We start from the raw sequence: 26169 nt of genomic DNA on the forward strand, positions 1-26169 counted from the left end.
TACGGTTGCAAAGCAGGCTATCGAAAATATTTTTATCGTTTTTATTCAGTAGCTTGCAGCTTACATCGAATGTTTTTACAGCACTTCCGACATTTTTTTCATATTCGTCGAAACTTTGTGCACGGTTGTTGCTTTGTCACACACAAGCTTGAAAACGAGCGTGTCGAGAGACAGGCCGGGACCGAAGGGATGCAGCGACGTTTGACAAGGCAGCTGGAGCGTCTGGATTGGATGAGGGCGTGAATGAATCCAGCGTTGAAAGTGACCCGGTAATTGCACGGTTTAAAGAATCAGGAGCTGTTCAGTAGCGACATGGACAGAGCTGGCGGCGACAAGGCCGTAAGGAAATTGAAAGGATAGGTTCGTAACTATCGCCAATAATGTCAGCGTGCTATAAATTTCGCCGACACCAAAAAGAAAGAAGCCGGCCAGATAAAAAAACAGGTGGACGGCAGTACTCTTCTTAAAAACCAAAGGAGCAAAGTCACGATGAGAGTGATGAAGTGGAGCGCAATCGCACTGGCAGTTACTGCAGCCAGCACCCAATTGGCATCGGCTGCGGCATTCGTAAGCGATCAGTCCGAAGCCACTGGTTTTGTAGAGGGGAGCAAGCTCGACGTAAAGGCTCGTAACTACTACTTCAACCGCGACAAAAAAGACGGCGCTGTAGATGACAAGGACTGGACCCAGGGTTTCTGGGCGAACTACAGCTCCGGTTACACCCAAGGCCTGATTGGTGTTGGTGTTGACGCGTTCGGCTATGCCGGCTTCAAGCTGGATGGTTCCGACAAGTACTCTGGTTCAGGCAACCTGGTCACCGACAGCCAAGGCCGAAACGAAGACAGCTTCGGCAAGGCCGGTGGCGCTGTTAAATTCCGCGTTTCGAAAACCGAACTGAAAATCGGCGACATGCAGCCACAGAACCCGGTTTTCGCAGTTGGCGGCTCCCGTTTGTTGCCACAAACTGCAACTGGCGTGACCTTGCAGAGCAGCGAAATCAAAGGTCTTGATGTAGAAGCAGGTCGCTTCACTTCGGGTACCAGCCAAGATGAAACGAATCGCAATGGCGACATCTGGGCTACATATGCTGGCGTGACCTCCAACTCCGCTACCTACGGCGGCGGCAAGTACTCCATCACCGACAACCTGGGCGTTGGTTTCTACTACAACAAACTCGAAGACGTGTGGAATCAGTACTACGGCAACGTGAACTACGCACTGCCGTTGACCGACGACCAGTCGCTGGCCTTCGACTTCAACTACTACAACACCCAGGACACCGGTAGCAAGAAAGCAGGCGACATCAGCAACAATGCTTACTCGCTGTCTGCCGCTTACTCGTTCCTGGCTGCTCACACGCTGACACTCGCATTCCAGAAAGTTAACGGTGACACGCCGTTCGACTACATCGGTATCGGTGACAACAACCGCGGCGGCGACTCGATCTTCCTGGCGAACTCGATTCAATACTCCGACTTCAACGCCCCGGGTGAAAAATCCTGGCAAGCCCGCTACGACCTGAACATGGCCACTTACGGCGTTCCAGGTCTGAGCTTCATGGCTCGCTACGTGACAGGTGACGACATCGACGGGACTCATACTCCGTCGAACAGCACCTACACCGGTCTGTATGGTGCTGATGGCAAGCACCACGAGACCAACGTCGAGGCCAAGTACGTTGTTCAAACTGGCCCAGTCAAAGACCTGTCGTTCCGCATCCGTCAAGCATTCCACCGCGCCAACGCGGACGAAGGCGAAGGCGATATCAACGAATTCCGTCTGATCGTCGACTACCCGATTTCGGTCCTGTAATCGCACTGTCTGACACTCGTTACCGAAAAGCCCGGCCCTCGCGCCGGGCTTTTTCATGGGCGCACGGTTGACAATCCCTCCCCTCGCGGCGCCCGCCCGGCCTGTACTCGGCGATACCACCACCGTACAATGCCGGGTCATTTCCCAGTCACCGCAACCGACAACGGCCGACCATGCGTACCAGTCAATATTTGCTCGCCACACAGAAAGAAACGCCATCCGATGCGGTCGTGATCAGCCATCAGCTGATGCTTCGTGCCGGCATGATTCGCAAACTTGCCTCCGGTCTCTACACCTGGCTCCCCATGGGCCTGCGGGTACTGCGCAAGGTCGAAGCGGTGGTTCGTGAAGAGATGAACGCAGCTGGCGCGCTGGAAGTGTTGATGCCTGGCATTCAGCCGGCGGAGCTCTGGCAGGAATCGGGCCGCTGGGAACAATACGGCCCTGAGCTGTTGCGCCTCAAAGACCGCCACGATCGTGATTTCTGCGCGGGCCCGACCCACGAAGAAGTCATCACCGATCTGGCTCGCAACGAACTCAACAGCTATAAACAGCTGCCGATAAACATGTATCAGATCCAGACCAAATTCCGTGACGAAATTCGTCCACGGTTCGGCCTGATGCGCGGCCGCGAATTCATCATGAAGGACGCCTATTCCTTCCATGCGACCCAGGATTCCCTCCAGGAAACCTACGACCGTATGCATCAGGCGTACTGCAACGTGTTCACCCGCCTGGGCCTGAACTTCCGCCCGGTAGTGGCCGATAACGGTTCCATTGGTGGCGCGGGCTCCCATGAGTTCCACGTGCTGGCCGAGTCCGGCGAAGACGACATCGTGTTCAGCGACACCTCTGACTACGCCGCGAACATCGAAAAAGCCGAAGCCATTCCGCGCGAAGCCGGTCGTGCTGCGCCGACTGAAGAGCTTCGCCTGGTCGACACGCCCGATGCCAAGACCATCGCGGCCCTGGTCGAGCAATTCAATCTGCCGATCGAAAAGACCGTCAAGACCCTGGTTGTGCATGCAGCTGAAGAAGGCAAGCTGATTGCGCTGATCATCCGTGGCGATCACGAACTCAACGAAATCAAGGCGTCCAATCTTGAGCAGGTCGCCAGCCCGCTGGTCATGGCCTCCGAAGCCGAATTGCGTGACGCCATTGGCGCCGGCGCTGGTTCGCTCGGCCCGCTGAATCTGCCGCTGCCTTGCATCATCGACCGCTCGGTCGAGCTGATGAGCGACTTCGGCATCGGCGCGAACATCGATGACAAGCACTACTTCGGCGTCAACTGGGAGCGGGACCTCCCGGTTCCAACCGTTGCTGACCTGCGTAACGTCGTCGCCGGCGACCCGAGCCCGGATGGTCAGGGCAAGGTGATCATCAAGCGCGGCATCGAAGTCGGGCACATCTTCCAGCTGGGCACCAAGTACAGCCAAGCGATGAAGTGCCAGGTGCTGGGCGAGAACGGCAAGCCGGTCACACTGACCATGGGCTGCTACGGGATTGGTGTGTCGCGCGTTGTGGCTGCCGCGATCGAGCAGAACAACGACGCAAACGGTATCATCTGGAGCGACGCGCTCGCGCCTTTCCAGATCGCCCTCGTGCCGCTGCGCTACGAAACCGATGCGGTTAAAGAGGCAACCGACACGCTGTACGCCGAGCTGACGGCTGCGGGCTTCGAAGTGCTGCTGGATGACCGCGACAAGAAAACCAGCCCGGGGATCAAGTTCGCCGACATGGAACTGATCGGCATTCCGCATCGCATCGTGGTCAGTGACCGTGGCCTTGCCGAAGGCAACCTCGAATACAAGAGCCGCACCGAAGCCGAAGCGCAGGCCCTGCCTGTTGCCGATGTGTTGTCTTTCATCAAAGACCGGATCAAGCGCTGACCGGGTTGCGCGCCTGCGATTGTGCAGGCGCGCTTTCGTCCGCCACGCCTCTGCTATGCGCCTTACCTGCACCTAGAGATCTCATGTCCAAGCGAAATCCCTCACGTCTCGCAGGCGCTGTGTTGTGCACCAGCCTGTTTCTCGGCGGCTGCGCCAACCATCTGTCTCAACGCAGCGAGCATGAAGAACGTGTCGAGCGCAAATTGCTCGATCACAGTTTTCAGGTCGACCTTGGCGAGCCCAAGACGCTGGAATTGCCCCAGCGCCGGATACGCATCCACGAGCTGAAAACCTTCGACATCACCGAATTCGAAGTCACCCGGCACTACGACCGGTACACGCCGTATCAGCCGTGGCGGGAAGTCTATGAAATCCCGCTGGGCGCCGTGGCCATCGTCGCGGGCATCGGCGCCAACGTGGTCAATGTGCTGACGTTTGGCAGCCTGCCCGACAGCGTCACCAAGGACTGGCTCACTTACGGCGTCGCGGGCGTCAACCCGTTCATGAACGCACCCTCCCATGGTCGTGCCCAGCAAAACCTGGCCGGTATCGACGAGGTCCAGCGCGATCATCGCGTCGAGCATTCGAGCCTGCCCTGGAGTGAAGCGCCGGTTGAAGTCACTGCAGGCAAAGAGACCCACGAGCTGACGACGGACCGTAACGGCGGGCTGCGCGTGAACCTGCTGGACAGCCCGTTCGCCGAGCAGAACCTCAGCTATGTCACGCAACTGAACATCAAAGTGCAGGATGACCAGAGCAACGTTCAGGCAACCGCCACGTTGCCACTGAGCAAATCACTGCGCGGGAAGCTGATTGAAGCGCACGACCTGATCTACGACGATCTGGAGGATGACGAAGTCAGCCAGTGGGTGCATCGCGTCAAGCGCCTGTCCGAGCTGGGCCTTGAAGAGGAGGCCAGTGAGCTGGAACAGTCATTGATCGAGCTGACCCGCAACGATCCGCAGCTGCAACACGAATTCCTCAGGTCACTGGCGAAAGACGCTGGTCGACTGGTCGCAGTGCCGCCGGGCAGCGAATAACGTCAGCTGAACAACTCCAGCTGCTCATGGGCAGCCCGAAGGTCATGCAGACGCACGCCGATCCCCAGCAATCGCACCGGCTTGCCGCCGCGTGCGAACGCCTGGGTCAGCAGTTGCTCGTAACTGCTCAAGTCCCGCCCTGCCCCCGCCTGTTCCAGCGTTGTCTGGGTGAAGTCGTGAAACTTGACCTTCACGAACGGCTTGCCGGGGCGATAAAGGCTGTCGATCCGCGCGATGCGGTCGTTCAGCGTCTCCAGCAATGCAGGCAGCATCAGTAGGCAACTGGCGAGGTTCGGTAGATCGGTGTCGTAGGTGTTTTCGACACTGACCGATTGGCGCCGATTGTCGTTCTGCACAGGCCGCTCATCCACACCATGGGCAAGGTTCCACAGCCGCTCGCCGAATGAACCGAATTCCCGCACCAGCGACAGCTTGCTCCTGCCGCGCAAGTCGGTGCAGGTGACAATGCCAAGGCGGCCAAGCTTGTCGGCGGTCACTTTGCCGACGCCGTGCAATTTGGACACCGGCAGTTGGGAGACAAAGTCTTCGATCTGATCAGGCGTGATCACGAACAGCCCGTTGGGCTTTTTCCAGTCGCTGGCGATCTTGGCCAGAAACTTGTTCGGGGCAACGCCGGCGGAAACAGTGATGTGCAACTGATTGGAGACCCGCCGGCGAATGTCCTGGGCGATGCGCGTCGCGCTACCGGCAAAGTGCTCGCACTCCGTGACATCCAGGTAAGCCTCATCCAGCGACAGCGGCTCGATCAGGTCGGTGTAGTCACGGAAGATCGTCTGGATCTCTTTCGATGCTTCTTTATAGGCATCCATTCTCGGTTTGACGATGGTGAGGTCCGGGCACAGTGTCAGCGCATGCCGGGATGACATCGCGGAACGGATGCCGTAGGCCCGGGCTTCATAGTTGCAGGTGGCGATCACGCCCCGCCGTTCTGCCGACCCGCCCACTGCCAACGGCTTGCCGGCCAGACGCGGGTCGTCGCGCATCTCAATAGCGGCGTAGAAGCAATCACAGTCGATGTGGATGATTTTGCGCTGCGGCATCACATGGGGTCGTAGGAAAACGGTCGCGCAGTATCTCATTCACGCGACTTTCTGACACTGAATAAGCCTCGTTCCCTACGGATCGTGCGCTCCACGAAACCTGCCTGAAACGTCCCTAAACCGAGGCGCGCCGCAGTTATCCGCCCTACGCGCCGCGCTAACCGCTTGAAGAAAAAGCATTTTTTTGTGCTGATTGCTTGACAGGCCGGCGATCCTCTGTAGAATGCCGCCACACAGACGCGGGATGGAGCAGTCTGGTAGCTCGTCGGGCTCATAACCCGAAGGTCGTCGGTTCAAATCCGGCTCCCGCAACCAAACATCAAAACAGGCTACTCGGAAGAGTGGCCTTTTTTGTGGCCGTCATTTGGGCAAGCCCGTTCCTATTGCTATCTCCCTTCATCTCTTCATATAAATGAAACAAGCCCCGTGGATGATGGCGACCTGCCCTTAGGCGCGGATTGCGATAAAAGCCTTGTCCAACCGCCACTTAGGCACGCCAACGCTCCAGATGCGGTTATTTTATCGATGCTTGGCATTAAAGGTTGACACTTTGTCGTTCGACTGTAGAATGCCGCCACACAGACGCGGGATGGAGCAGTCTGGTAGCTCGTCGGGCTCATAACCCGAAGGTCGTCGGTTCAAATCCGGCTCCCGCAACCAACATCTAAAAAGGCTACTCGAAAGAGTGGCCTTTTTTTTGCCTCGCTGAAAGCTCACGAACAGCGGGCCGGAATCCTTGTCACATCCCATTACCGAGGTGCGTTCATCCCAGAGGTCTTGTTACTGTATGTTGCCGGGAGCGATAGTTTTGACCTCCATTGCCGATACGCTGGCCAGCGACTGAACCTAGACTGAACGGTCACCGATACGTATCCGTGGTATTCGCCCGTTAGACGTTGAAGCGCTAACATCCTGAATTATTTTTTGCGTAGGGATTGGTAACTTGGCTGTATACCTCCATCCTGTCGCGCACGATCCAAGGAGTGATTGATGCGCGCCAACCCGTCCGACACAAATGAAGCAGTGACGGAGCATCCTCCGGCTCCCCTGAAACGACTGCGTCTACGCGAACTGGTGAGCAAGTATCGTCAACCCATCGGGTTGGGCGTCACCATCCTTCTGTTCGCCGTCGCCCTGATCGCCTGTCGGCACATGCTGACCGAGCTGGACATCTACGCCCTGCAGGACTCGCTGCTCAGTGTGCCACTGCCTTCTCTGGCTGGCGCGGTGCTGGCGACAGCCATCGGTTTTGTGATTCTGCTGGGCTACGAGTGGTCCGCCAGTCGCTACGCCAATGTCGATCTCCCACCGAAGTCGCTGATCATGGGCGGGTTTTGCGCGTTCGCCATCGGTAACGCGGTAGGTCTGTCGATGCTGTCCGGCGGCTCGGTTCGTTACCGCCTTTACTCGCGATTGGGACTGGGTGCGGGCGAAGTTGCCCACATGACCCTGTTTGCCAGCCTTTCATTAGGTTGCGCACTTCCCCCGCTGGCGGCCCTCGCGACCTTGAGCGACCTGCCTGCCGCTTCGCTGGCGCTGCATGTGTCGGTTCCGGTGTTGGCAACCGTCGCAGTAGCGGTGCTGGCGATCAGCGCAATCCTGGGTTATGCGATCTATCGTCGGCGCCTGCCGGAACAGACGATCCCTCATAACTTGTTGGTCCGCGCCGGACGTCGCACGCTGCGTCTGCCTGGCGTGCGCCTGACCCTGATGCAGTTGGTGATCACTGCGCTGGACGTCGCCGCCGCTGCTGCCGTCCTCTATCTGTTGCTGCCCTCTGCCCCACCCTTCGGCGCGTTCCTGCTGGTTTACCTGCTGGCCCTGGCCGCCGGTGTTCTCAGCCACGTGCCCGGTGGCGTCGGCGTCTTTGAAGCCATTCTGCTCGCCGCCTTTGCCGACGAACTGGGCGCCGCACCGTTGGCCGCCGCGCTGCTGTTGTACCGGCTGATCTACGTGGTGATGCCGCTGCTGATCGCCTGTCTGGTGCTGCTTTACAGCGAGGCCAAGCGCCTGCTGTTCGCGCAACAGGCCATGCGCGTTGCATCCGGCCTGGGCGCCCCGATTCTGGCGTTGCTGGTTTTTCTCTCCGGGGTGGTGCTGCTGTTTTCCGGCTCGACGCCTGAGATCGACACCCGTCTGGAAAGCCTAGGGTTCCTCATTCCCCATCGCCTGATCGACGCCTCTCACTTCGGCGCCAGCCTGATCGGCGTGCTCTGCCTGTTACTCGCGCAGGGCCTGCGTCGTCGTCTTTCAGCGGCGTGGATGCTGACCACGATCCTGCTGTTTGTGGGCTCTATTCTGTCGATTCTCAAGGGTTTCGACTGGGAGGAAGCGAGCCTGCTGCTGCTGACCGCGTGCCTGCTGGCGATCTTCCGGCGCTCGTTCTACCGCCCGAGCCGCTTGCTGGAACTGCCGTTTTCGCCGCTGTATCTGGTCGCCAGTGTTTGCGTACTGGGCGCTTCGGTCTGGCTGCTGCTGTTCGCCTATCAGGACGTGCCCTACAGCCATCAGCTGTGGTGGCAATTCACCCTGGACGCCGATGCCCCTCGCGGTCTGCGTTCGGCACTGGGTAGCGCGGTGTTGCTGTTGATCGTCTCGCTGACCTGGCTGCTGCGCACCGCGCGCCCTGTGATCAATCTGCCCGACGAGGCACAACTGGCCAAAGCCGCGGAGATCATCAAAGCGTCCAGCCAGCCCGATGGCGGCTTGGTGCTGACCGGCGACAAAGCCGTGCTGATGCACCCGGACGGCAACGCTTTTCTGATGTACGCCCATCGCGGCCGAAGTCTGGTTGCGCTGTACGACCCGATTGGCCCGACCCAGCAACGGGCCGAGCTGATCTGGCAGTTCCGCGATCTGTGCGACGTTCACCATGCCCGCCCCGTGTTCTATCAGGTGCGTGCCGAGAACCTGCCGTTCTACATGGACATCGGCCTGACCGCGATCAAGCTGGGCGAAGAGGCTCGGGTCGATCTGCACAAGTTCGACATCGAAGCCAAGGGCAAGGAAATGAAGGACCTGCGCTACACCTGGAATCGGGGTGGGCGAGACGGTCTGTCGCTGGAAATCTACGAAGTGGGTCAAGCACCCATGGAAGAGCTCAAAGTGATTTCCGATGCGTGGCTGATGGGCAAGAACGTGCGCGAGAAAGGCTTCTCCCTGGGCCGATTCAGCCTGGAGTACCTCAAGCATTTCCGCATTGCCATTGTTCATTTCCAGGGCAAACCGGTCGCGTTCTCCAATTTGCTGGAGACCTCGCGCAATGATCTGGCGAGCCTGGACCTGATGCGCTCGCACCCCGAAGCGCCGAAGCTGACCATGGAATTCATGATGGTCGGGCTGATCCTGCATTACAAAAAAGAAGGTTACGCCCGCTTCAGCCTCGGCATGGTGCCGTTGTCCGGGCTGCAACCGCGGCGTGGCGCACCCCTGACCCAGCGCCTGGGTTCGATGGTGTTCAGCCGTGGCGAACAGCTTTACAACTTCCAGGGGCTGCGCCGCTTCAAAGACAAATTCCAGCCTGACTGGGAACCTCGTTATATGGCCGTGCCCGCGGGACTCGATCCGCTCGTGGCACTGGCAGATACCGCCGCCCTGATCGCGGGCGGCCTGACTGGATTGGTGAAACGCTGATGATTCAACGCTACTGGCGCTTTTTGCTCGCAGCCCTGGTAATTCTGGTGGTGGCATTGGGTTTCTGGCTGTGGAACCGCCCCGCCGCGCAACCAACTCTTGAACACATCACCCTGGACGACGGCTCTGCGCTGATCCGTGTAGTGCCCTCGACCAAAGTGAAAACCCAGGTCGCGCTGGCCGTCACCACCGAAGAATCACTGACCGAGAAGCAATTGCTCGCCCTGAGCTACGACGCTTCCGCGCGTGTGATCCAAGTGACGCTGCCGAAGGACGACTGCCAGCTTCAGGCTAAGACCTTCAATGCCGCGCTGCAAAAGCTCGACGGCGCGCCTGATCTGGTTGCCGGTGTCGGTTCGGGTGCTTCCCTGGCGTGGCGCTGGCTGGCCGGTCAGAACAACGACAACGCCCGGGCCATCTCGGTCGGTTTCGTCCGCGATCAACCAGGTTGCACCGACCCTGTGCCCAAAGCCGCCGCCCACGGCAAGTGGACGGTCGCCTGGAACGACGGGCCCGATGACGAAAGCGCCACACTGGTCCGTGATGCACCCAATACCGAAACCAGCATCAGCGACTACGACATCAAATACCCGCAGGTGCTGAACAACGAAGTGCGCCGTCGACTGATCGGTGGGGATGACAACGGCGGCCTGAACATTCCTGTGGTTGAGGTACCGTCTTCGCAGCCCTCTGACACGGTGACGCTGTTCCTGTCCGGCGACGGTGGCTGGCGCGACCTGGACAAGGACGTGGCAGGTGACATGGCGAAAATGGGCGGCTACCCGGTCGTCGGCATCGACACATTGCGGTATTACTGGGAGCACAAATCGCCTGAGCAAACGGCCGCTGATCTGAGCGAGCTGATGGCCCATTACCGGCAGAAATGGGGCGCCAAGCACTTTGTGCTTGCTGGCTATTCCTTCGGCGCCGACGTGCTGCCCGCGATCTACAACCGCTTGCCGGAAGAAGACAAGGCGCGGGTCGACGGCATCATCCTGCTGGCCTTCGCCCGCACAGGCAGCTTCGAGATTGCCGTCGAAGGCTGGTTGGGCGCCGCCGGCAAAGAAGCAGCGACAGGCCCCGAGATGGCCAAGCTGCCCGGCGACAAGGTGCTGTGCGTGTACGGCCTGGAAGAAAAAGATGAAAGTGGCTGCACAGAAGCCACAGCGCCCGGCGAGAAGATGCAGCTGCCCGGCGGCCATCACTTCGACGAAGACTACCCGGCCCTGGCCAAGCGCCTGAGCGCGGTGATCGACAAGTGGAAGGGCAAAGAGCCCGCCGCCGAGTAATCACCCGCCCATAAAAAATCCCCGCTCTCTTGCGATTGCGGGGATTTTTTGTTTTTGGGACCTGCTCAAAGCGGGTACTACCTCGGGATAAGCGCTGTCCCTGCAGGACCGGCTTCAGCCGGGAAGAGACCAGTGCAAACGGCATCAGATTCGCGGCGTTAAACCTGACACCTTCCCGGCTAAAGCCGGTCCTACAGGGATATGCATTCCTTCAGTAGGACCGGCTTCAGCCGGGAAGAGGCCGGTGCAAACGGCATCAGATTCGCGGCGTTAAACCTGACGCCTTCCCGGCTAAAGCCGGTCCTACAGGGATATGCATTCCTTCAGTAGGACCGGCTTCAGCCGGGAAGAGGCCGGTGTGTACGTCATCAATCTTGCGGCGTGACACCCGACACATTCCCGGCTAAAGCCGGTCCCGCCGAGGCGGAGCTGCTTACATCTCCACCTGCGTCCCCAGCTCAATCACCCGGTTGAATGGCAGCTTGAAGAACCTCAGGTTGCCGTTGGCGTTCTTCAACATGAACGAGAACAGACCCTCGCGCCAGCGGGCCATCCCTACCAGTTTCGACGAGACCACGGTTTCGCGACTCAAGAAGTAGGTGGTGCGCATCGGGGTGAAATTCAGCTCCGCCAAGTGGCACAGGCTCAGCGCCGCCGGCACGTCCGGCTCGTCAATGAAGCCGAAATGCAGAATCACGCGGTAGAAGCCCTCGCCAAACGCCTCGACCTCGAAGCGCTGCGCTGCCGGCACGCGCGGGGTGTCTTCGTACACGACGGTCAGCAACACCACTTGCTCATGCAGCACCTGGTTGTGCAGCAGGTTATGCAACAGCGCATGGGGCACGGCGTCCGCACGCGCCGTGAGAAACACTGCCGTGCCCTGAACGCGATGGGGCGGCTGCACGCGAATACTGCTGATGAAGATCGGCAGCGGCAGACCGCCTTCGTCGATGCGGTCCACCAACAGCTGCTTGCCGCGCTTCCAGGTGGTCATCAGGATGAACAGCACGATGCCCGCCAGGAATGGAAACGCCCCGCCCTGAATGACTTTTGGCACGTTGGCAGCGAAGAACATGCCGTCCACGAACAGACATCCCACCAAAATCGGCACCGCGATCAGCGGCGGCCATTTCCAGGCCAGCAGCATGACCGACGCCACCAGAATCGTCGTGCAGAGCATCGTGCCGGTTACCGCCACGCCGTAGGCCGAGGCCAGCGCGCCAGAGGATTCGAAGCCCAGCACGAGCAGAATCACTCCGACCATCAGCGCCCAGTTCACCGCGCCGATGTAGATCTGCCCTTGGGCGTCGCTGGAGGTGTGCTGGATGTACATGCGCGGGATGTAGCCGAGCTGAATCGCCTGCAGCGTCATCGAGAACGCACCGGAGATCACCGCCTGCGAAGCAATAATGGTCGCCAGCGTCGACAAGCCGATCAACGGCAACAGCGCCCAGCTCGGCGCCAGCAGGTAGAACGGGTTGCGCACCGCTTCCGGGTCCTGGATCACCAGGGCGCCCTGGCCGAAGTAATTCAGCACCAGCGCCGGCAAGACCAGCGCGAACCATGCGCGGGAGATCGGCTTGCGACCGAAATGCCCCATGTCTGCGTACAGCGCCTCGGCACCGGTCAGCGCGAGCACCACAGCGCCCAGGACCGAAACGCCAATGCCGGGATGATCAATAAAGAAGCGAACCGCCCACACCGGGTTGACGGCTTGAAGCACTTCCGGCTGTTGCAGGATGCCGCGAACGCCGAGCACGCCGAGGGTGACGAACCAGAGGACCATGATCGGGCCAAACATCACGCCGATGCGCGCGGTGCCATGACGCTGAATCAAAAACAGCGCCACCAGCACAACCAGAGCGATCGGCACCACCCAGCGCTCAAGCCCGTCAAATGCCAGCTCCATACCCTCGACTGCCGACAGAACGGAAATCGCCGGGGTGATCATGCTGTCGCCGTAAAACAACGCCGCGCCGAACAGGCCGAAGACGATCATGCTCGCCTGCAGCTTCGGGTACTGGGCCGACGCCCTGCGCGCCAACGCCATCAGCGCCATGATGCCGCCTTCGCCGTCGTTGTCGGCACGTAGCACCAAGGCCATGTATTTGAAGGAGACCACCCAGATCAATGACCAGAAGATCAGCGAAAGAATGCCCAGTACGGCGTCGTGACCGGCTTGGACGCCATAGCCTCCGACGAACACTTCCTTAATGGTGTACAGCGGGCTGGTACCGATGTCGCCATAGGCTACACCCACCGCTCCCACCAGCAGACTCAACGGTTTCGCCGAAGAATGCCCGACCTCTGCCTGACTCGTTGCGTGACCCATTTACCACTCCTGAAACCATGACTCGAGCACCGCGATCCGGCGTTGTCGGATTGACCCACACCGCACCGGTAAATTCCGATGCGCCCGGCCAACTTGGGGTGCCGGGCGTAACGCCGCGAAGCATAGCGCAGCACTCGTCGTAATTCTCTGTATAACACTGGTCAATCGTTCGACGCGCCGCTAGAATTGCGCACTTTTTGATCAGAGGCGCCCCAAGCGCCCAGTCAATGCTTCGGCTATTCGCCGGGCATCCTACGCCGAGGTTAGTCAATGTCCACCGTCACCACGTCTGCCGCCCCCAAGGTCGGCTTTGTCAGCCTGGGTTGCCCGAAGGCCCTGGTCGATTCCGAGCGCATCCTGACCCAGCTGCGCATGGAAGGCTATCAGGTCGTTCCGACCTACCAGGACGCCGACGTGGTCGTGGTCAACACCTGCGGTTTCATCGACAGCGCCAAGGCTGAATCCCTCGAGACCATTGGCGAGGCGCTGGCCGAAAACGGCAAAGTGATCGTCACCGGTTGCATGGGCGTGGACGAAAGCGTGATTCGCGCCGTGCACCCGAGTGTGCTGGCCGTGACCGGTCCGCAGCAGTACGAGCAAGTGGTCAATGCCGTCCACGACGCCGCGCCGCCGAAGCTCGATCACAACCCGCTGATCGATCTGGTGCCGCCGCAAGGGGTCAAGCTGACCCCGCGTCATTACGCGTACCTGAAGATATCCGAGGGCTGCAACCACAGCTGCAGTTTCTGCATCATCCCGTCCATGCGCGGCAAGCTGGTCAGCCGCCCGATTGGCGACGTGCTCGACGAAGCCCAACGTCTGGTCAAAGCCGGCGTGAAAGAGCTGCTGGTGATTTCCCAGGACACCAGCGCCTACGGCGTCGACATCAAGTACCGCACAGGTTTCTGGAACGGTCAGCCGGTCCGCACGCGCATGACCGAGCTGTGCCAGGCCCTGAGTTCGCTGGGCGTCTGGGTACGCCTGCATTACGTTTATCCGTACCCGCACGTTGACGAGATCATTCCATTGATGGCGGCGGGCAAGATCCTGCCGTACCTGGACATACCGTTCCAGCATGCCAGCCCGAAGATCCTCAAGCTGATGAAACGCCCGGCTTTCGAAGACAAGACCTTGGCGCGTATCAAGAACTGGCGCGAACAGTGCCCGGACCTGATCATCCGTTCGACCTTCATCGTCGGCTTCCCGGGCGAAACCGAAGAAGATTTCCAGTACCTGCTGGACTGGCTGACTGAAGCCCAACTCGATCGCGTCGGTTGCTTCCAGTACTCCCCTGTCGAAGGCGCGCCGGCGAATCTGCTGGATGCGCCGATCGTTCCGGACGACATCAAGCAGGACCGCTGGGACCGCTTCATGGCGCACCAGCAAGCCATCAGCGCCGCGCGCCTGCAGATGAAAATCGGCAAGGAAATCGAAGTGCTGATCGACGAAGTGGATGAGCAGGGTTTCGTCGGCCGCTCGTTCTTCGATGCGCCGGAGATCGACGGCAACGTCTTCGTCGAAAGTGACCGTGACTTCAAGCCGGGCGACAAGGTCATGTGCCGCGTGGTGGATGCCGATGAATACGACCTGTGGGCTGAGCCGATTTAACGCTCAATCTCAGGCTCGACAGCCGCTTTAAGCCCAACAGCCCCGCCCGTAAAACGGCGGGGTTTGTTTTTTCTGGCTATCGTCCCCACATCAGCATCACTACCCAGGGAGCAGCGGCAACATGACCCAGCACTCGGTCATCTATCTGCCCAGGCAGCACGACTTCGCCGAACTCACCCGGGTCTGGGAAGCCTCTGTGCGCGCGACCCATGACTTTTTGGCCGAGAACTACATCACGTTGCTCCGGCATCTGCTGGAAACCCAGTACCTAGGCGCTGTGAACCTGTTCTGCACCCGCGACTCGCACCTGCGCATCACCGGTTTCGCCGGCACCACGCCGGGCAAGCTCGAAATGCTGTTTATCGCCCCTGACCACCGTGGCATGGGCCTGGGCAAGAAACTGCTGGACTACGCGATCGAGCATTTCCACATCACTGAGCTGGACGTGAACGAGCAGAACGCTCAGGCGTTGGGCTTTTATGAACGGCAGGGGTTTGAGATGGTAGGCCGCGCCGAGGTGGACGGACTCGGGCGGCCGCATCCAATGCTGCGGATGCGAGTGAAAGCAGGTCGGTGATGCCAAGAGCGGACCTGACGCACAGGTCGACCTGTAGGAGCCGGCTTGCTGGCGAACCCAATAGGTCGGTGCTCCCCACCAACATCTGACCCAGCGCATTCGCCAGCAAGTCGGTTCCTACAGATTGCATGTGCAGGTCACGTCTGCATCAGCGCTTCAGGCTTTCCAGCAGCACCTTGTTGAACTGCTGCGGATCCTGAATCTGCGGCGCATGGCCCAATCCTGCAAACTCCACCAGCGTCGCCTGCGGAATGCGCTTGGCGGCGGCCTTGCCCAGCTCCGGGTAATTGCCCAGCGTCTTGCGCAATTCCTCGGGCGCCGCATCTTTGGCAATCGCGGTGTTGTCCTTCTGCCCGATCAACAACACCGTCGGCATCTTCAGCTTCTCGAAGTCGTAGAACACCGGCTGATTGAAGATCATCCCGTAGGTCTGCGCTGACGCCCGAGCCACCTCCTCCTTGCCTTTACCGGTGAACATTCCGGCCTGCATGTCGACCCAGTGATCGAACTCGGGCCGCCATTCATTGGCGTAATACGTCGACTGCTGATACGTGCGGATGCTCTCGGCGCTGGTCTTCAGCTCCCGGGCGTACCAGTCATCAAAGCTGCGATCCGGCACGCCTTTGGCTTTCCAGTCTTCCAGACCGATCGGGTTGACCAGCAGCAACTGATCCACTTGCTCGGGGTACATCAGCGCAAAGCGGGTCGCCAGCATGCCGCCCATCGAATGCCCGACCACGGTGACGTGATCGATGCCCAGTTGGGTCAGCAGTGCCTTGGTGTTCTGCGCCAGTTGTTCGAAGGTGTATGTGTAATCCGCCGGTTTGCTGGAGCGACAGAAGCCGATCTGATCCGGCGCAACTACCCGATAGCCCGCGCCCGTCAGCGCCTTGATGGTCCCTTCCCACGTGGCACCGCAGAAGTTCTTACCGTGCAGCAGCACGACGCTTCGACCATTGGCAGTGCCAGTCGGCTTGACGTCCATGTAACCCATCTGGACCGCTGCGCCCTGGGATTCGAAGCTGTAATTCTGCGCCGGGAACGGATACTGGAAGCCTTCCAGCTGCGGGCCATAGGACGGGGTTTGCGCAGCGAGCAGCGGCAAGCTGACTGTCATCAGCAATGCGGGTAGCCATTTGGTCATGAATTCGCTCCAGACAATGTAGGAATAGAGAGCAGACCTGTGTCGCTCCCGGAAAAATCCATCGAGTGGAGGCTTATTCACCCGCCAATTTCAATGTGGCCGCGATTAACGGTGCATGCGCGGGTACAATAGGCGCCTTTCCATTTTGTTACGGCTTTTCTCATGACTGACCCCATTCGCCTTTCCAAACGCCTGATCGAGCTGGTCGGCTGCTCTCGTCGCGAAGCCGAGCTGTTCATCGAAGGCGGCTGGGTCACGGTGGACGGCGTTGTCGTCGACGAGCCGCAGTTCAAGGTCGAAAACCAGACCGTGGTCCTCAACGCGGAGGCGAAAGCCGATACGCCTGAATCCGTCACCATCCTGTTCAACGCCCCGGCGGGCATGGCCCCTGAAAGTGCCTTGGCGCTGATCACACCCGCCACATTGTCCCTCGACCACAGCATCGGCCGACGTCCGCTCAAAGGGCACTTCCTGCGCTTGGAATCAATTTCCACGCTGCAAGCCAACGCCAGCGGCCTGATGGTGTTCAGTCAGGACTGGAAAATCCTGCGCAAACTCACCGACGACCGCAGCAAGATCGAGCAGGAATACGTCGTCGAGATCGCGGGCGACATGGTTGCCCACGGCCTCAACCGCCTGAACCACGGCATGACCTACAAAGGCAAGGAACTGCCGAAGGTCAAAGCCAGCTGGCAGAACGAAAACCGCTTGCGCTTCGCCATGAAGAACCCGCAGCCCGGCGTCATTGCGCAGCTGTGCGAAGCGGTGGGCCTGAAGGTTGTTTCGGTGCGGCGCATTCGTATCGGCGGCGTGTCCATCGGCAAGGTGCCTGAAGGCCAGTGGCGCTACATGACCGACAAAGAAAAATTCTGAATCCCCTTTCTGAGCGCCGCATCCAGTCCCGCGTGCGCTCATCTGCGAATCTCCAGGAAATACACGCACCATGATGAACAACGATGTACTGCGCAGCATCCGTTACATGCTTGATATCAACGACGCCAAAGTGGTCGATATCATCAAGCTCGGCGGGTTCGATGCGACTAAGGCCGATGTCGCGTCCTACATGAAGAAAGACGAAGAAGAAGGCTTCGTGCCGTGCAGCGACGAGGTCATGGCGCACTTCCTCGACGGCCTTGTGTTCTTCAAGCGCGGCAAGGACGAGAGCCGCCCGCCGCTGCCTGTCGAGCTGCCGATCACCAACAACATCGTCCTGAAAAAGCTGCGTGTGGCCTTCGAGCTGAAAGAAGACGACATGCACGCGATCCTCAAGGCGTCCGAGTTCCCGGTGTCCAAGCCTGAACTCAGCGCCCTGTTCCGCAAGGCCGGTCACACCAACTACCGCGTCTGCGGCGACCAGTTGCTGCGCAACTTCCTGCGCGGCCTGACCCTACGCGTGCGCGGCTAAGCGCTGCAGCTGCGTCGATGACCCAGGCCTACAACGTCTCGCCGATCGGCTTCATGCGCTCGTGCTTCAAAGAGAAGTTCGCCATTCCCCGACAGCCCCAACTGGCGCCTGCCGCGCGGGGCGTGCTGGAGTTGGTCGCCCCCTTTGATCAGGGTGACGCCGTGCAGGGCCTGGAACAGGTCAGCCATGTCTGGCTGCTGTTTCTGTTCCATCAGGCACTGGAGGACAAACCGCGACTCAAGGTGCGCCCTCCTCGTCTGGGCGGCAATCAGTCCATGGGCGTGTTCGCCACGCGCGCGACCCATCGGCCGAACGGCATCGGTCAATCGGTGGTCAAGCTGGACAAGGTCGAAGCCGGGCGCCTGTGGTTGTCAGGCATCGACCTGCTGGACGGCACGCCGGTGCTGGACGTCAAACCTTACGTGCCCTACGCCGATGTCATCGCTGATGCGCGCAACAGCATGGCCGCCGCCGCCCCGGAGATGATTCCGGTGCAATGGGCGGACGCGGCGCTGGCCCAGGCCCGCGAACATGGGCTGCGCCTCGAAGAACCGCTGATCGAGCTGATCGAGCAGTGCCTGGCTCAAGACCCACGACCGGCCTACCAGACACCCACCCCGGAGCGACGCTACGGCGGGCAGTTCTGGGATCTGGACGTGCGCTGGCACTATCCGAAGCCAGGCGTCATTTGCGTGCTGGAAGTGGTTCCCGCCGCAGGTTCATGAACGACTTACCCCCGCCCACAAAAAAACCGCCTGGTCCGTGACCTCCAGGCGGTTTTTTTCAGACTCCAAAAACGCTGGTGCCTGTACTGACTTGTTCGCCGAGGACGTCACCCTCGCAGTGCTGCGAGGATGATTCATCGGCGATTGGGTCGTATCCGGACGCGGTTACTTCTCGACGAATGCGCGCTCGATCAAGTAATCACCCGGCTCGCGCATGCGTGGCGACACGGTCAGGCCGAAGCTGTTGAGCACTTCGCTGGTTTCGTCGAGCATGCTCGGGCTGCCGCACAGCATGGCGCGGTCGTCCTGCGGATTGATCGGCGGCAGACCGATGTCGCTGAACAGCTTGCCGCTGCGCATCAGGTCGGTCAGGCGGCCTTCGTTCTCGAACGGCTCGCGGGTCACCGTTGGGTAGTAGATCAGCTTGTCGCGCAACATCTCGCCGAAGAATTCGTTTTGCGGCAGGTGCTCGGTGATGAACTCGCGGTAAGCGACTTCGTTCACGTAACGCACGCCGTGGCACAGGATGACTTTCTCGAAACGCTCGTAGGTTTCAGGGTCCTGAATCACGCTCATGAACGGCGCCAGACCGGTACCGGTGCTGAGCAGGTAAAGGTGTTTGCCCGGCTTGAGGTCGTCCAGCACCAGTGTGCCGGTAGGCTTCTTGCTGATGATGATCTCGTCGCCTTCCTTCAGATGCTGAAGCTGCGAGGTCAACGGACCGTCGGGCACCTTGATGCTGAAGAACTCCAGATGCTCTTCCCAGTTCGGGCTGGCAATGGAGTAGGCACGCATGAGCGGGCGCCCGTTTGGCTGCTGCAGACCGATCATGACGAACTGACCGTTCTCGAAGCGCAGGCCAGGATCACGGGTGCACTTGAAACTGAAGAGGGTGTCGTTCCAGTGATGAACGCTGAGGACACGCTCGTGATTCATGTTGCTCATGGTACGTGGGAGCTCCTGATAAATAACGTGCGCCAGTCAATGCGCCATTGCGCGACATTCTAGTGGCAGACACAATATCTGTTAACTGAATTATCAAGATATAGGTTATCGGTTATATAGATATGCGATTCACTCTCCGTCAGCTCCAGGTTTTTGTCGCCGTCGCCCAGCAGGAAAGCGTTTCCCGCGCCGCGGTGCAGCTCTCCTTGTCGCAATCTGCGGCGAGCACTTCCATTACCGAGCTGGAACGCCAGTCCAGTTGCCAGCTGTTCGACCGCGCCGGTAAACGACTGAGCCTCAATGCGACCGGCCGGCAGCTGTTGCCCCAGGCCGTTGCACTGCTCGATCAGGCCAAGGAGATCGAAGATCTGCTCAACGGCAAGTCCGGCTTCGGTTCGCTGGCGGTCGGCGCGACCCTCACCATTGGCAACTACCTTGCCACGCTGCTGATCGGCAGCTTCATGCAGCGCCACCCTGAGAGCCAAGTGAAGCTGCACGTGCAAAACACGGCGAACATCGTTCAGCAGGTCGCCCACTATGAGATCGATCTGGGCTTGATCGAAGGCGACTGCAGCCACCCCGACATCGAAGTGCAGACCTGGGTCGAGGATGAGCTGGTGGTGTTTTGCGCCCCTCAGCATCCGCTGGCCAAAAAAGGCCGGGCGTCGCTGGAGGAGCTGACGCGCGAGGCGTGGATTTTGCGGGAGCAGGGTTCGGGGACGCGCCTGACCTTCGATCAGGCCATGCGTCATCACTTGAACAGCCTGAATGTGAGGCTGGAGCTGGAGCACACCGAGGCGATCAAACGCGCTGTGGAGTCAGGGCTGGGGATCGGCTGCATCTCCCGTCTGGCCCTGCGTGACGCCTTTCGCCGGGGCAGCCTTGTCGCGGTTGAAACGCCGGAGCTGGATTTGGTGCGGCAGTTCTACTTCATCTGGCACAAGCAGAAATATCAGACGTCGGCTATCCGCGAATTCCTCGACCTCTGTCGCTCATTCACCGCCGGTGTTAACCGCAGCGACGAAATCGTCCTGCCGAGCATTGCCTGACGCGCCGCCCGGCTGACTGACTGAGGACGATTGTCAGCCCAGCAGGATCAGGCCCCAGACCACGGCAATCATGCTCAGCGCCACAAACTGTGCGGCGCTGCCCATGTCTTTGGCGTTCTTGGAAAGTGGGTGGCGGTCGAGAGAAATGCGGTCAATCGCGGCTTCGATGGCCGAGTTCAGCAGTTCGACGATCAGCGCCAGCAGGCACACCGCGATCAGGATCGCGCGCTCGCCACGGCTGACGTGAAACACGAACGACAGCGGGATCAACACGACGTTGAGCAGCACCAGTTGACGGAACGCCGCTTCGCCTTTGAACGCAGCGGTCAGGCCGTCGAAGGAATAGCCCGACGCGTTGAGAATACGTTTGAGGCCGGTCTGGCCTTTGAATGGGGACGTCATAGGAAAACTACTGATCAATGAAAGCGGTGGAGGCTAGTGCGCAGACGGTCAAAAAAGTGTGAAGGCCGGCCGCACAAAGCCTGGGGCTTAGCCTGATTCATGGGAATCAGCTCTGCGGAATGGATTCCAATTGTTGCAGCAGTAAGGCTGCCTGGGTTCGCGTGCGCACATTGAGCTTGCGAAAAATCGCCGTGACATGGGCCTTGATCGTCGCTTCCGACACGCTCAGTTCGTAGGCGATCTGCTTGTTAAGCAGCCCCTCGCAGACCATCGTCAACACGCGAAACTGCTGGGGTGTCAGGCTGGCGAGCCCTTCGCTGGCGGCCTTGGCTTCAGGGGACACGCTGACACTTTCGTTGACCTGCGGGGGCCACCAGACATCGCCATCCAGCACCGTTCGCACGGCCTTCTGAATGGTTTCGAGGGAACTGGATTTAGGGATGAAACCGCTGGCGCCGAATTCGCGGGACTTGACCACGACCGCGGCCTCTTCCTGAGCAGACACCATTACCACCGGCACCTGCGGGTACTGACCGCGCAACAGCACCAGCCCTGAAAAGCCATAAGCGCCGGGCATGTTCAGGTCCAGCAGGACCAGATCCCAATCGGACTTCTCGGTCAGTCGCGCTTCCAGATCAGCGATGCTCTCAGCCTCGACCAGCCTTGCATCCGGCCCGAGCCCCAGGCTCAGCGCCTGATGCAATGCGCTGCGAAACAGGGGATGGTCGTCGGCAATCAGGATTTCGTATGGCATTTCATGATCCTGTAAGTGACTGAGCGCCGACGAATTCAACACCCAAGGTAGCAACCCGCGACATCTTGACACAGGGACCGTAGGTGAGCGGCGCCAAGGATGCCCAGCGAAGCCGGGGTGGTCAAGCCTGACGCTTTGCGGCAAAGTCTGCGCCCCCCGATCTGACGAGTGCCAACATGCCAAACCATGCCCTGCGAGCGGACCTGCTCATGCTCCTGACCGCATTGATCTGGGGCACTGGCTTTGTCGCCCAGACCGCCGGGATGGATCACATCGGCCCCTATCTGTTCTCGGGTCTGCGTTTCGCGCTGGGCTCCCTCTGCCTGATCCCGCTGATTCTGCGCAACGCCAAAACGGCGCGCGTGCCGGAGCCCTTGCTCAATCGCGGCATGTTACGCGCCGGCATCATCATGGGCCTGGCGCTGGCACTGGGCATCAACCTGCAACAGGTCGGCCTGCTGTTTACCAGCGTGACCAATTCCGGCTTCATCACCGGTCTGTACGTGATTGTAGTTCCGCTGCTGGGCTTGCTGCTCGGTCATAAAACCGGGCTGGGTACTTGGCTGGGCTGCCTGTTGGCAGTGGTCGGCATGTGCCTGCTCAGTATTGGCGATAACTTTCATGTCGCCTCGGGTGATTGGCTGCAGTTGATCGGCGCGTTCGTGTGGGGCGGGCACGTCGTGTTGGTCAGTTTGTTTGCCAGCCGCCACGACCCGATCCGTCTGGCCTTTTTACAGTTCGCCACCTGTTCGGTGGTGAGCCTGTTACTGGCAGTACTCTTCGAACCGATTGCCCTCGACGCGATCATTGCTGCGGCCCCCGCCCTGCTCTACGGCGGCATCGTCGCGGTCGGCGTCGGCTACACGCTGCAAGTGGTCGCGCAGAAACACGCCATTGCCTCCCACGCGGCCATCATCCTTTCGCTGGAAGCTGTTTTCGCCGCCATCGCGGGCGCCTGGATTTTGGGGGAAGCGTTGCAACTGCGCGGATACATCGGTTGTGGATTGATGCTGGCCGGGATGCTGCTGGCGCAGTTGTGGCCGAAGAAACCCCTCGCCTGAGGTCATGCTTCTGTTGCGAGCCGTTTTGATGCGGCTCGCTGGCGACGGCATTACTTGTGACTATTCAAGGTAGCCTTTCAACTCTTGATGAGCATCGCTTAGCAAATCGAGGGGCAACTGATTCTTGGCACCTAAATAGTGCTGACTAAAAACATCGAAGTAGCAGCTCAAAGCCGAGGCTGCTTCAGTATCGCCCGCCAAATCGAAACACAGTGCGGCCACTTCAGCAGTACAGAGGTGTTCGCTGCGCGTGGAGCGTCTTAATTTGTACCGTGAAAGCCTTTCGGGAATCAGGCTTAAAATGGGGATGGAGTCAAAATAAGCGCTTTTACGAAAGATTTTTCTCGCTTCAGTCCACGTCGCGTCAATCAGCACGAACAGCGGCCTCTTATTCTGGTTAATCGTCACCGTGTTAGTGACGCGCTCCGCCGCTACATATTCTCCCGGAAAAACCAGATAGGGTTGCCATTGCGGATCAGTGAGCAATGCAATCAGCTTTTCATCAACCTCGGTACGTGACCATACAAACGCATGGTTATCCTGAATAACGTCTGCTATCAGCCAACCCGTATTGCTGGGTTTGAATACCTCTTTTTTCGTCATGATGAGGCAAACCCCTGATTGTGCCTCGACCTTGGGGCGCCACCTGCAAAGGCAGTGACTTTCGATCACTCGACAGTAATGGCACCTTGGCGCACGTGATCCGCGTGCCAGGTAAGGCTTCGTACTCTCCTCCTCCCGCTCATCTCTCAGACATGCGACAGAATTTTTGTGAAAAATAGTCTGGGTCATTGACGGGTAAGAAGGCAGTGACACGAGGGGTATCCGGCAGGTCGAAAAGTCGTGGCATTCTATCAGACACAGTCCGACGCGCCGTGCTCTCTGGTGTCCGCCGAGGCTCCTCCCCTATACTGCCCGGCCTTGAGAGCACTCACTCCAGCAGTGAACGCCTTGGGATGTCGCCGGTCCAACGGCCTGCCTCTGCGCCACCCGTCCATGCACCAGGAGAATTCAATGCTGCGCCTCATCGCCCCCACTCTCACGCTTTTGCTCGTCGCTCCATTGTGCGCCAACGCGGCGTCCAAGCAGGATTACGAACTGAGCCAGATGCTTGATAAAGTCGCGAAGGAAAGCAGTGTCGGCACCCCACGCGCCATCAATGAAGACATCCTCGACGAAGGCTACACCGTTGAAGGCAAGATGCTGATCAACCACTTGAGCGTGCAGTCTGGCCAAGCGGCTCAAATGCGCGAAAACCCGGACGACGTCCGCGGTCAGCTGGGCGGCAGCGTGTGCCGTAACGCCGGTTATCGTCAACTGATGGCCAAGGGCGCGATCCTGCGTTACCAGTTCACCGAATACAAAACCAACAAGCTCATCACTACGCAGGAAATCAAAGCGGCGGATTGCGCTGCCAAGCCGCCTGCCAAGAAGAAGTGATGTAACGCGCTTTACAGGCTGCGCGTTTCGAGATCCCTTCACCGCGCAGTCTTGCCCTCCCCTCCCTGGCTACATGCGCCATTCCAATTCCCGCCACTCAACACTTCTCGCCCGCTGCTCCTGGGGCCTGCTTTTCGTTTCGCCGTGCCCGTTTTGCCTCATCACATTTTGCATGCAAGAAAGGGTTGCCTGCGGCGCCGGTTGCCATCAATGTTTTCTCTTTCCAACCATGGATTAGTCCAGAATCAGGCGCCGCGCAGATTTGATGCTTCTCTATCTTTCGGATTCGCTGCGCACGCCGACGCATGAAGCGTCGCGATCCCGCCCTCTGGCGACGGTCAATGATTCTGCAGAAGGAGAAAGCGTGAATGCCTTACGTACCCAGTGACGCGTTGTCTCAGCACTTTCAGAGCAACGGAAACGACCTCACCCGCAAGGTCGAAGAACTCCTCGGTTCGGTCGCCCCGGACAGCCCCAATCTTCCGCTCTACCGCGACATGACTCTGACCGTCCTGCGCATGGCCCAGGACGACCTGAATCGCTGGAATGCCAAAATCACCCTGCAAGCGTTGCGCGAGCTGGAGAATGCCTTCCGGGTGCTCGAACGATTCAAAGGCCGGCGCAAGGTCACCGTGTTCGGCTCCGCACGTACCCCCCTGGAGCATCCTGTTTATGCGCTGGCCCGTGAACTGGGCAAGCAACTGGCAGCCTCCGACCTGATGGTCATCACCGGCGCCGGCGGCGGGATCATGGCCGCGGCGCATGAGGGCGCCGGTCTTGATCACAGCCTGGGCTTCAACATCACCCTGCCGTTCGAGCAGCACGCCAATGCGACCGTGGATGGCACCGGCAATCTGCTGCCTTTCCACTTCTTCTTCACGCGTAAGCTGTTTTTCGTCAAAGAGGCCGATGCGCTGGTGCTTTGCCCGGGTGGGTTTGGCACCCTCGATGAAGCGCTGGAAGTGCTGACGCTGATCCAGACCGGCAAAAGCCCGCTGGTTCCGATTGTGCTGCTGGATGCACCGGGCGGTACGTTCTGGGAAGGCGCACTCAGTTTCATCAAGAACGAACTGGAGGCGAATAAATACATCCTGCCCACGGACATGAACCTGATGAAACTGGTGTACAGCGCCGATGAGGCCGTCGCCGAGATCAACCGGTTCTACAGCAACTTCCACTCCAGCCGCTGGCTGAAGAATACCTTCGTCATCCGCATGCATCACGCCTTGAGCGAACAGGCGCTGAACGCCTTTCAGGACAGGTTCGCCGATCTGCGGTCAAGTGGCGACTTTCAGCAATACGGCCATCAGGACGAATACGACGACGCGCAGTTCAGCCATCTCACGCGTCTGGCATTCGCTTTCAATGGCCGCAACCACGGCCGCTTGCGCGAACTGGTGGACTGCATAAACCTGGAGGAGAACTGGGTGAAACCTGCGCAATCTCTGCAGGCCCAAGGGCCTGAGCCTGTGAAATCAACGTGATGGCAAATGCTTGAGGGCGTGCTTGCGCGCCTTCATGCAGATAGCGCGTCAGTCGTCGTTGCCCTTGCCACTCAGCAAACGACCAATCAGCTCGGGTGGATAACCGCGATAACTTAGAAAGCGCATCTGCTGCCCACGTTCGCGGGCATCTCTGGGCAGTTGGCCGCTGAACTTGCGCTGCCACAGCGCTTCAAGCTTTTCCCACCAGTCCACGCCGCACTCGCGCAGCGCCTGTTCAATGTCCGGACGCAGCAAGCCGCGTTGCCCCAGCTCTTCGCGAATACGCAAAGGGCCATGGCCAGAACGCGCACGGTAGGAAACAAAGCTTTCGAGGTATCGGGATTCAGACAGCAGACCCTCTTCCGTCAGACGGTCGAGCGCTGCATCAATCAATTCGGGAGGGGCGCCGCGCTGACGTAGTTTGCGCGTCAGCTCGACACGACCATGCTCGCGGCGCGCGAGCAGGTCCATTGCGGTACGCCTTACAGCGACGGGCGTATCAAGCACAGCTGGCATGGC

General features: G+C 59.6%; 22 protein-coding genes and 2 tRNA genes. 16 read left to right on the forward strand and 8 right to left on the reverse strand.

Features of this window, described 5'->3' with window-relative positions; all coding sequences use genetic code 11:
- Positions 1-489 precede the first annotated feature (489 nt).
- The 3 genes from L4G42_RS02280 to L4G42_RS02290 all read left to right on the forward strand — a co-directional run bounded on the left by L4G42_RS02280 (position 490) and on the right by L4G42_RS02290 (position 4741).
- The gene (locus L4G42_RS02280; RefSeq protein WP_237253749.1) at positions 490-1812 is read left to right on the forward strand and encodes an OprD family porin; all 1323 of its coding nucleotides are present in this window, start codon (positions 490-492) and stop codon (positions 1810-1812) included.
- A 173-nt stretch (positions 1813-1985) separates the two neighbouring features.
- Positions 1986-3701: a proline--tRNA ligase gene (locus L4G42_RS02285; protein ID WP_237253750.1), complete on the forward strand. Its 1716-nt coding sequence runs from the start codon at positions 1986-1988 to the stop codon at positions 3699-3701.
- Between the two features lie 83 nt (positions 3702-3784).
- The gene (locus tag L4G42_RS02290; protein WP_237253751.1) at positions 3785-4741 is read left to right on the forward strand and encodes a hypothetical protein; all 957 of its coding nucleotides are present in this window, start codon (positions 3785-3787) and stop codon (positions 4739-4741) included.
- Positions 4742-4743: 2 nt separating this feature from the next.
- On the opposite strand, the gene dinB is transcribed toward L4G42_RS02290, so the two are convergent.
- Positions 4744-5802, reverse strand: coding sequence for a DNA polymerase IV (dinB, locus tag L4G42_RS02295; RefSeq protein ID WP_237259153.1), 1059 nt, complete (start codon positions 5800-5802; stop codon positions 4744-4746).
- 238 nt (positions 5803-6040) lie between these two features.
- Here dinB and L4G42_RS02300 point away from each other — a divergent pair.
- The 4 genes from L4G42_RS02300 to L4G42_RS02315 all read left to right on the forward strand — a co-directional run bounded on the left by L4G42_RS02300 (position 6041) and on the right by L4G42_RS02315 (position 10724).
- Positions 6041-6117 (forward strand) — tRNA-Met (locus L4G42_RS02300).
- A gap of 268 nt (positions 6118-6385) precedes the next feature.
- Positions 6386-6462 (forward strand) — tRNA-Met (locus L4G42_RS02305).
- Positions 6463-6792: 330 nt separating this feature from the next.
- A complete protein-coding gene (gene mprF / locus L4G42_RS02310) occupies positions 6793-9435 on the forward strand; it encodes a bifunctional lysylphosphatidylglycerol flippase/synthetase MprF (protein ID WP_237259154.1) in 2643 nt (880 codons plus the stop codon).
- Complete coding sequence (locus L4G42_RS02315) at positions 9435-10724, forward strand: virulence factor family protein (RefSeq protein WP_237253754.1); 1290 nt, start codon at positions 9435-9437, stop codon at positions 10722-10724. The genes mprF and L4G42_RS02315 overlap by 1 nt, the downstream gene beginning before the upstream one ends.
- A 433-nt stretch (positions 10725-11157) precedes the next feature.
- On the opposite strand, the gene L4G42_RS02320 is transcribed toward L4G42_RS02315, so the two are convergent.
- Complete coding sequence (locus L4G42_RS02320) at positions 11158-13056, reverse strand: potassium transporter Kup (protein WP_237253755.1); 1899 nt, start codon at positions 13054-13056, stop codon at positions 11158-11160.
- 270 nt (positions 13057-13326) lie between these two features.
- Here L4G42_RS02320 and rimO point away from each other — a divergent pair, with 270 nt between their 5' ends.
- Together rimO and L4G42_RS02330 are read left to right on the forward strand one after the other, a co-directional pair.
- Positions 13327-14664, forward strand: a complete 1338-nt coding sequence (gene rimO / locus L4G42_RS02325) for a 30S ribosomal protein S12 methylthiotransferase RimO (protein WP_237259155.1) — start codon at positions 13327-13329, stop codon at positions 14662-14664.
- A gap of 121 nt (positions 14665-14785) precedes the next feature.
- On the forward strand, positions 14786-15241 hold the full coding sequence (locus tag L4G42_RS02330; protein ID WP_237253756.1) for a GNAT family N-acetyltransferase: 456 nt from the start codon (positions 14786-14788) through the stop codon (positions 15239-15241).
- Between the two features lie 148 nt (positions 15242-15389).
- Here the strand turns inward: L4G42_RS02330 and L4G42_RS02335 are convergent, their stop codons facing one another.
- The gene (locus L4G42_RS02335; RefSeq protein WP_237253757.1) at positions 15390-16385 is read right to left on the reverse strand and encodes an alpha/beta fold hydrolase; all 996 of its coding nucleotides are present in this window, start codon (positions 16383-16385) and stop codon (positions 15390-15392) included.
- Between the two features lie 162 nt (positions 16386-16547).
- Between L4G42_RS02335 and L4G42_RS02340 the strand changes: the two genes are divergently transcribed.
- From L4G42_RS02340 to tsaA, 3 genes are all read left to right on the forward strand, one after another.
- Positions 16548-17258 carry an rRNA pseudouridine synthase gene (locus tag L4G42_RS02340; protein ID WP_237253758.1) on the forward strand — a complete coding sequence of 237 codons (711 nt, stop codon included), beginning with the start codon at positions 16548-16550 and terminating at the stop codon, positions 17256-17258.
- A 70-nt stretch (positions 17259-17328) separates the two neighbouring features.
- Positions 17329-17790: a YehS family protein gene (locus tag L4G42_RS02345; RefSeq protein ID WP_237253759.1), complete on the forward strand. Its 462-nt coding sequence runs from the start codon at positions 17329-17331 to the stop codon at positions 17788-17790.
- A gap of 17 nt (positions 17791-17807) precedes the next feature.
- On the forward strand, positions 17808-18515 hold the full coding sequence (gene tsaA, locus L4G42_RS02350) for a tRNA (N6-threonylcarbamoyladenosine(37)-N6)-methyltransferase TrmO (protein WP_237260481.1): 708 nt from the start codon (positions 17808-17810) through the stop codon (positions 18513-18515).
- A 165-nt stretch (positions 18516-18680) separates the two neighbouring features.
- Here the strand turns inward: tsaA and fpr are convergent, their stop codons facing one another.
- The gene (fpr, locus tag L4G42_RS02355) at positions 18681-19460 is read right to left on the reverse strand and encodes a ferredoxin-NADP reductase (protein WP_065989778.1); all 780 of its coding nucleotides are present in this window, start codon (positions 19458-19460) and stop codon (positions 18681-18683) included.
- Between the two features lie 122 nt (positions 19461-19582).
- On the opposite strand from fpr, the gene L4G42_RS02360 reads away from it, so the two are divergent.
- On the forward strand, positions 19583-20509 hold the full coding sequence (locus L4G42_RS02360) for a LysR family transcriptional regulator (RefSeq protein WP_237259157.1): 927 nt from the start codon (positions 19583-19585) through the stop codon (positions 20507-20509).
- A 33-nt stretch (positions 20510-20542) separates the two neighbouring features.
- Here L4G42_RS02360 and L4G42_RS02365 read toward each other — a convergent pair whose 3' ends face one another.
- Positions 20543-20911, reverse strand: a complete 369-nt coding sequence (locus L4G42_RS02365; RefSeq protein WP_065989780.1) for a diacylglycerol kinase — start codon at positions 20909-20911, stop codon at positions 20543-20545.
- A gap of 106 nt (positions 20912-21017) precedes the next feature.
- On the reverse strand, positions 21018-21665 hold the full coding sequence (gene erdR, locus L4G42_RS02370) for a response regulator transcription factor ErdR (RefSeq protein WP_237253762.1): 648 nt from the start codon (positions 21663-21665) through the stop codon (positions 21018-21020).
- A gap of 176 nt (positions 21666-21841) precedes the next feature.
- On the opposite strand from erdR, the gene L4G42_RS02375 reads away from it, so the two are divergent.
- Positions 21842-22726 carry a DMT family transporter gene (locus L4G42_RS02375; protein ID WP_237253763.1) on the forward strand — a complete coding sequence of 295 codons (885 nt, stop codon included), beginning with the start codon at positions 21842-21844 and terminating at the stop codon, positions 22724-22726.
- 60 nt (positions 22727-22786) lie between these two features.
- Here the strand turns inward: L4G42_RS02375 and L4G42_RS02380 are convergent, their stop codons facing one another.
- Positions 22787-23518 carry a tRNA-uridine aminocarboxypropyltransferase gene (locus tag L4G42_RS02380; RefSeq protein ID WP_237253782.1) on the reverse strand — a complete coding sequence of 244 codons (732 nt, stop codon included), beginning with the start codon at positions 23516-23518 and terminating at the stop codon, positions 22787-22789.
- A gap of 222 nt (positions 23519-23740) precedes the next feature.
- Between L4G42_RS02380 and L4G42_RS02385 the strand changes: the two genes are divergently transcribed.
- Both L4G42_RS02385 and L4G42_RS02390 read left to right on the forward strand, forming a co-directional pair.
- Positions 23741-24166: a quorum-sensing-regulated virulence factor family protein gene (locus L4G42_RS02385; RefSeq protein WP_237253764.1), complete on the forward strand. Its 426-nt coding sequence runs from the start codon at positions 23741-23743 to the stop codon at positions 24164-24166.
- A 368-nt stretch (positions 24167-24534) separates the two neighbouring features.
- Positions 24535-25650: an LOG family protein gene (locus tag L4G42_RS02390; protein WP_237253765.1), complete on the forward strand. Its 1116-nt coding sequence runs from the start codon at positions 24535-24537 to the stop codon at positions 25648-25650.
- Between the two features lie 48 nt (positions 25651-25698).
- On the opposite strand, the gene recX is transcribed toward L4G42_RS02390, so the two are convergent.
- Entirely contained in the window at positions 25699-26166 is a 468-nt protein-coding gene (gene recX, locus L4G42_RS02395) for a recombination regulator RecX (protein WP_237253766.1), read from the reverse strand.
- Positions 26167-26169: the final 3 nt, after the last annotated feature.

Origin of the sequence: Pseudomonas petrae (assembly GCF_021728295.1) — a bacterium.
Lineage (GTDB): Bacteria > Pseudomonadota > Gammaproteobacteria > Pseudomonadales > Pseudomonadaceae > Aquipseudomonas > Aquipseudomonas petrae.

Bases quoted from the DNA above. Each gene is read 5' to 3' on its own strand.
- L4G42_RS02280 (WP_237253749.1), top strand. From the start codon at position 490: ATGAGAGTGATGAAGTGGAGCGCAATCGCACTGGCAGTTACTGCAGCC.
- L4G42_RS02285 (WP_237253750.1), top strand. From the start codon at position 1,986: ATGCGTACCAGTCAATATTTGCTCGCCACACAGAAAGAAACGCCATCC.
- L4G42_RS02290 (WP_237253751.1), top strand. From the start codon at position 3,785: ATGTCCAAGCGAAATCCCTCACGTCTCGCAGGCGCTGTGTTGTGCACC.
- dinB (WP_237259153.1), bottom strand. From the start codon at position 5,802: ATGCCGCAGCGCAAAATCATCCACATCGACTGTGATTGCTTCTACGCC.
- mprF (WP_237259154.1), top strand. From the start codon at position 6,793: ATGCGCGCCAACCCGTCCGACACAAATGAAGCAGTGACGGAGCATCCT.
- L4G42_RS02315 (WP_237253754.1), top strand. From the start codon at position 9,435: ATGATTCAACGCTACTGGCGCTTTTTGCTCGCAGCCCTGGTAATTCTG.
- L4G42_RS02320 (WP_237253755.1), bottom strand. From the start codon at position 13,056: ATGGGTCACGCAACGAGTCAGGCAGAGGTCGGGCATTCTTCGGCGAAA.
- rimO (WP_237259155.1), top strand. From the start codon at position 13,327: ATGTCCACCGTCACCACGTCTGCCGCCCCCAAGGTCGGCTTTGTCAGC.
- L4G42_RS02330 (WP_237253756.1), top strand. From the start codon at position 14,786: ATGACCCAGCACTCGGTCATCTATCTGCCCAGGCAGCACGACTTCGCC.
- L4G42_RS02335 (WP_237253757.1), bottom strand. From the start codon at position 16,385: ATGACCAAATGGCTACCCGCATTGCTGATGACAGTCAGCTTGCCGCTG.
- L4G42_RS02340 (WP_237253758.1), top strand. From the start codon at position 16,548: ATGACTGACCCCATTCGCCTTTCCAAACGCCTGATCGAGCTGGTCGGC.
- L4G42_RS02345 (WP_237253759.1), top strand. From the start codon at position 17,329: ATGATGAACAACGATGTACTGCGCAGCATCCGTTACATGCTTGATATC.
- tsaA (WP_237260481.1), top strand. From the start codon at position 17,808: ATGACCCAGGCCTACAACGTCTCGCCGATCGGCTTCATGCGCTCGTGC.
- fpr (WP_065989778.1), bottom strand. From the start codon at position 19,460: ATGAGCAACATGAATCACGAGCGTGTCCTCAGCGTTCATCACTGGAAC.
- L4G42_RS02360 (WP_237259157.1), top strand. From the start codon at position 19,583: ATGCGATTCACTCTCCGTCAGCTCCAGGTTTTTGTCGCCGTCGCCCAG.
- L4G42_RS02365 (WP_065989780.1), bottom strand. From the start codon at position 20,911: ATGACGTCCCCATTCAAAGGCCAGACCGGCCTCAAACGTATTCTCAAC.
- erdR (WP_237253762.1), bottom strand. From the start codon at position 21,665: ATGCCATACGAAATCCTGATTGCCGACGACCATCCCCTGTTTCGCAGC.
- L4G42_RS02375 (WP_237253763.1), top strand. From the start codon at position 21,842: ATGCCAAACCATGCCCTGCGAGCGGACCTGCTCATGCTCCTGACCGCA.
- L4G42_RS02380 (WP_237253782.1), bottom strand. From the start codon at position 23,518: ATGACCCAGACTATTTTTCACAAAAATTCTGTCGCATGTCTGAGAGAT.
- L4G42_RS02385 (WP_237253764.1), top strand. From the start codon at position 23,741: ATGCTGCGCCTCATCGCCCCCACTCTCACGCTTTTGCTCGTCGCTCCA.
- L4G42_RS02390 (WP_237253765.1), top strand. From the start codon at position 24,535: ATGCCTTACGTACCCAGTGACGCGTTGTCTCAGCACTTTCAGAGCAAC.
- recX (WP_237253766.1), bottom strand. From the start codon at position 26,166: ATGCCAGCTGTGCTTGATACGCCCGTCGCTGTAAGGCGTACCGCAATG.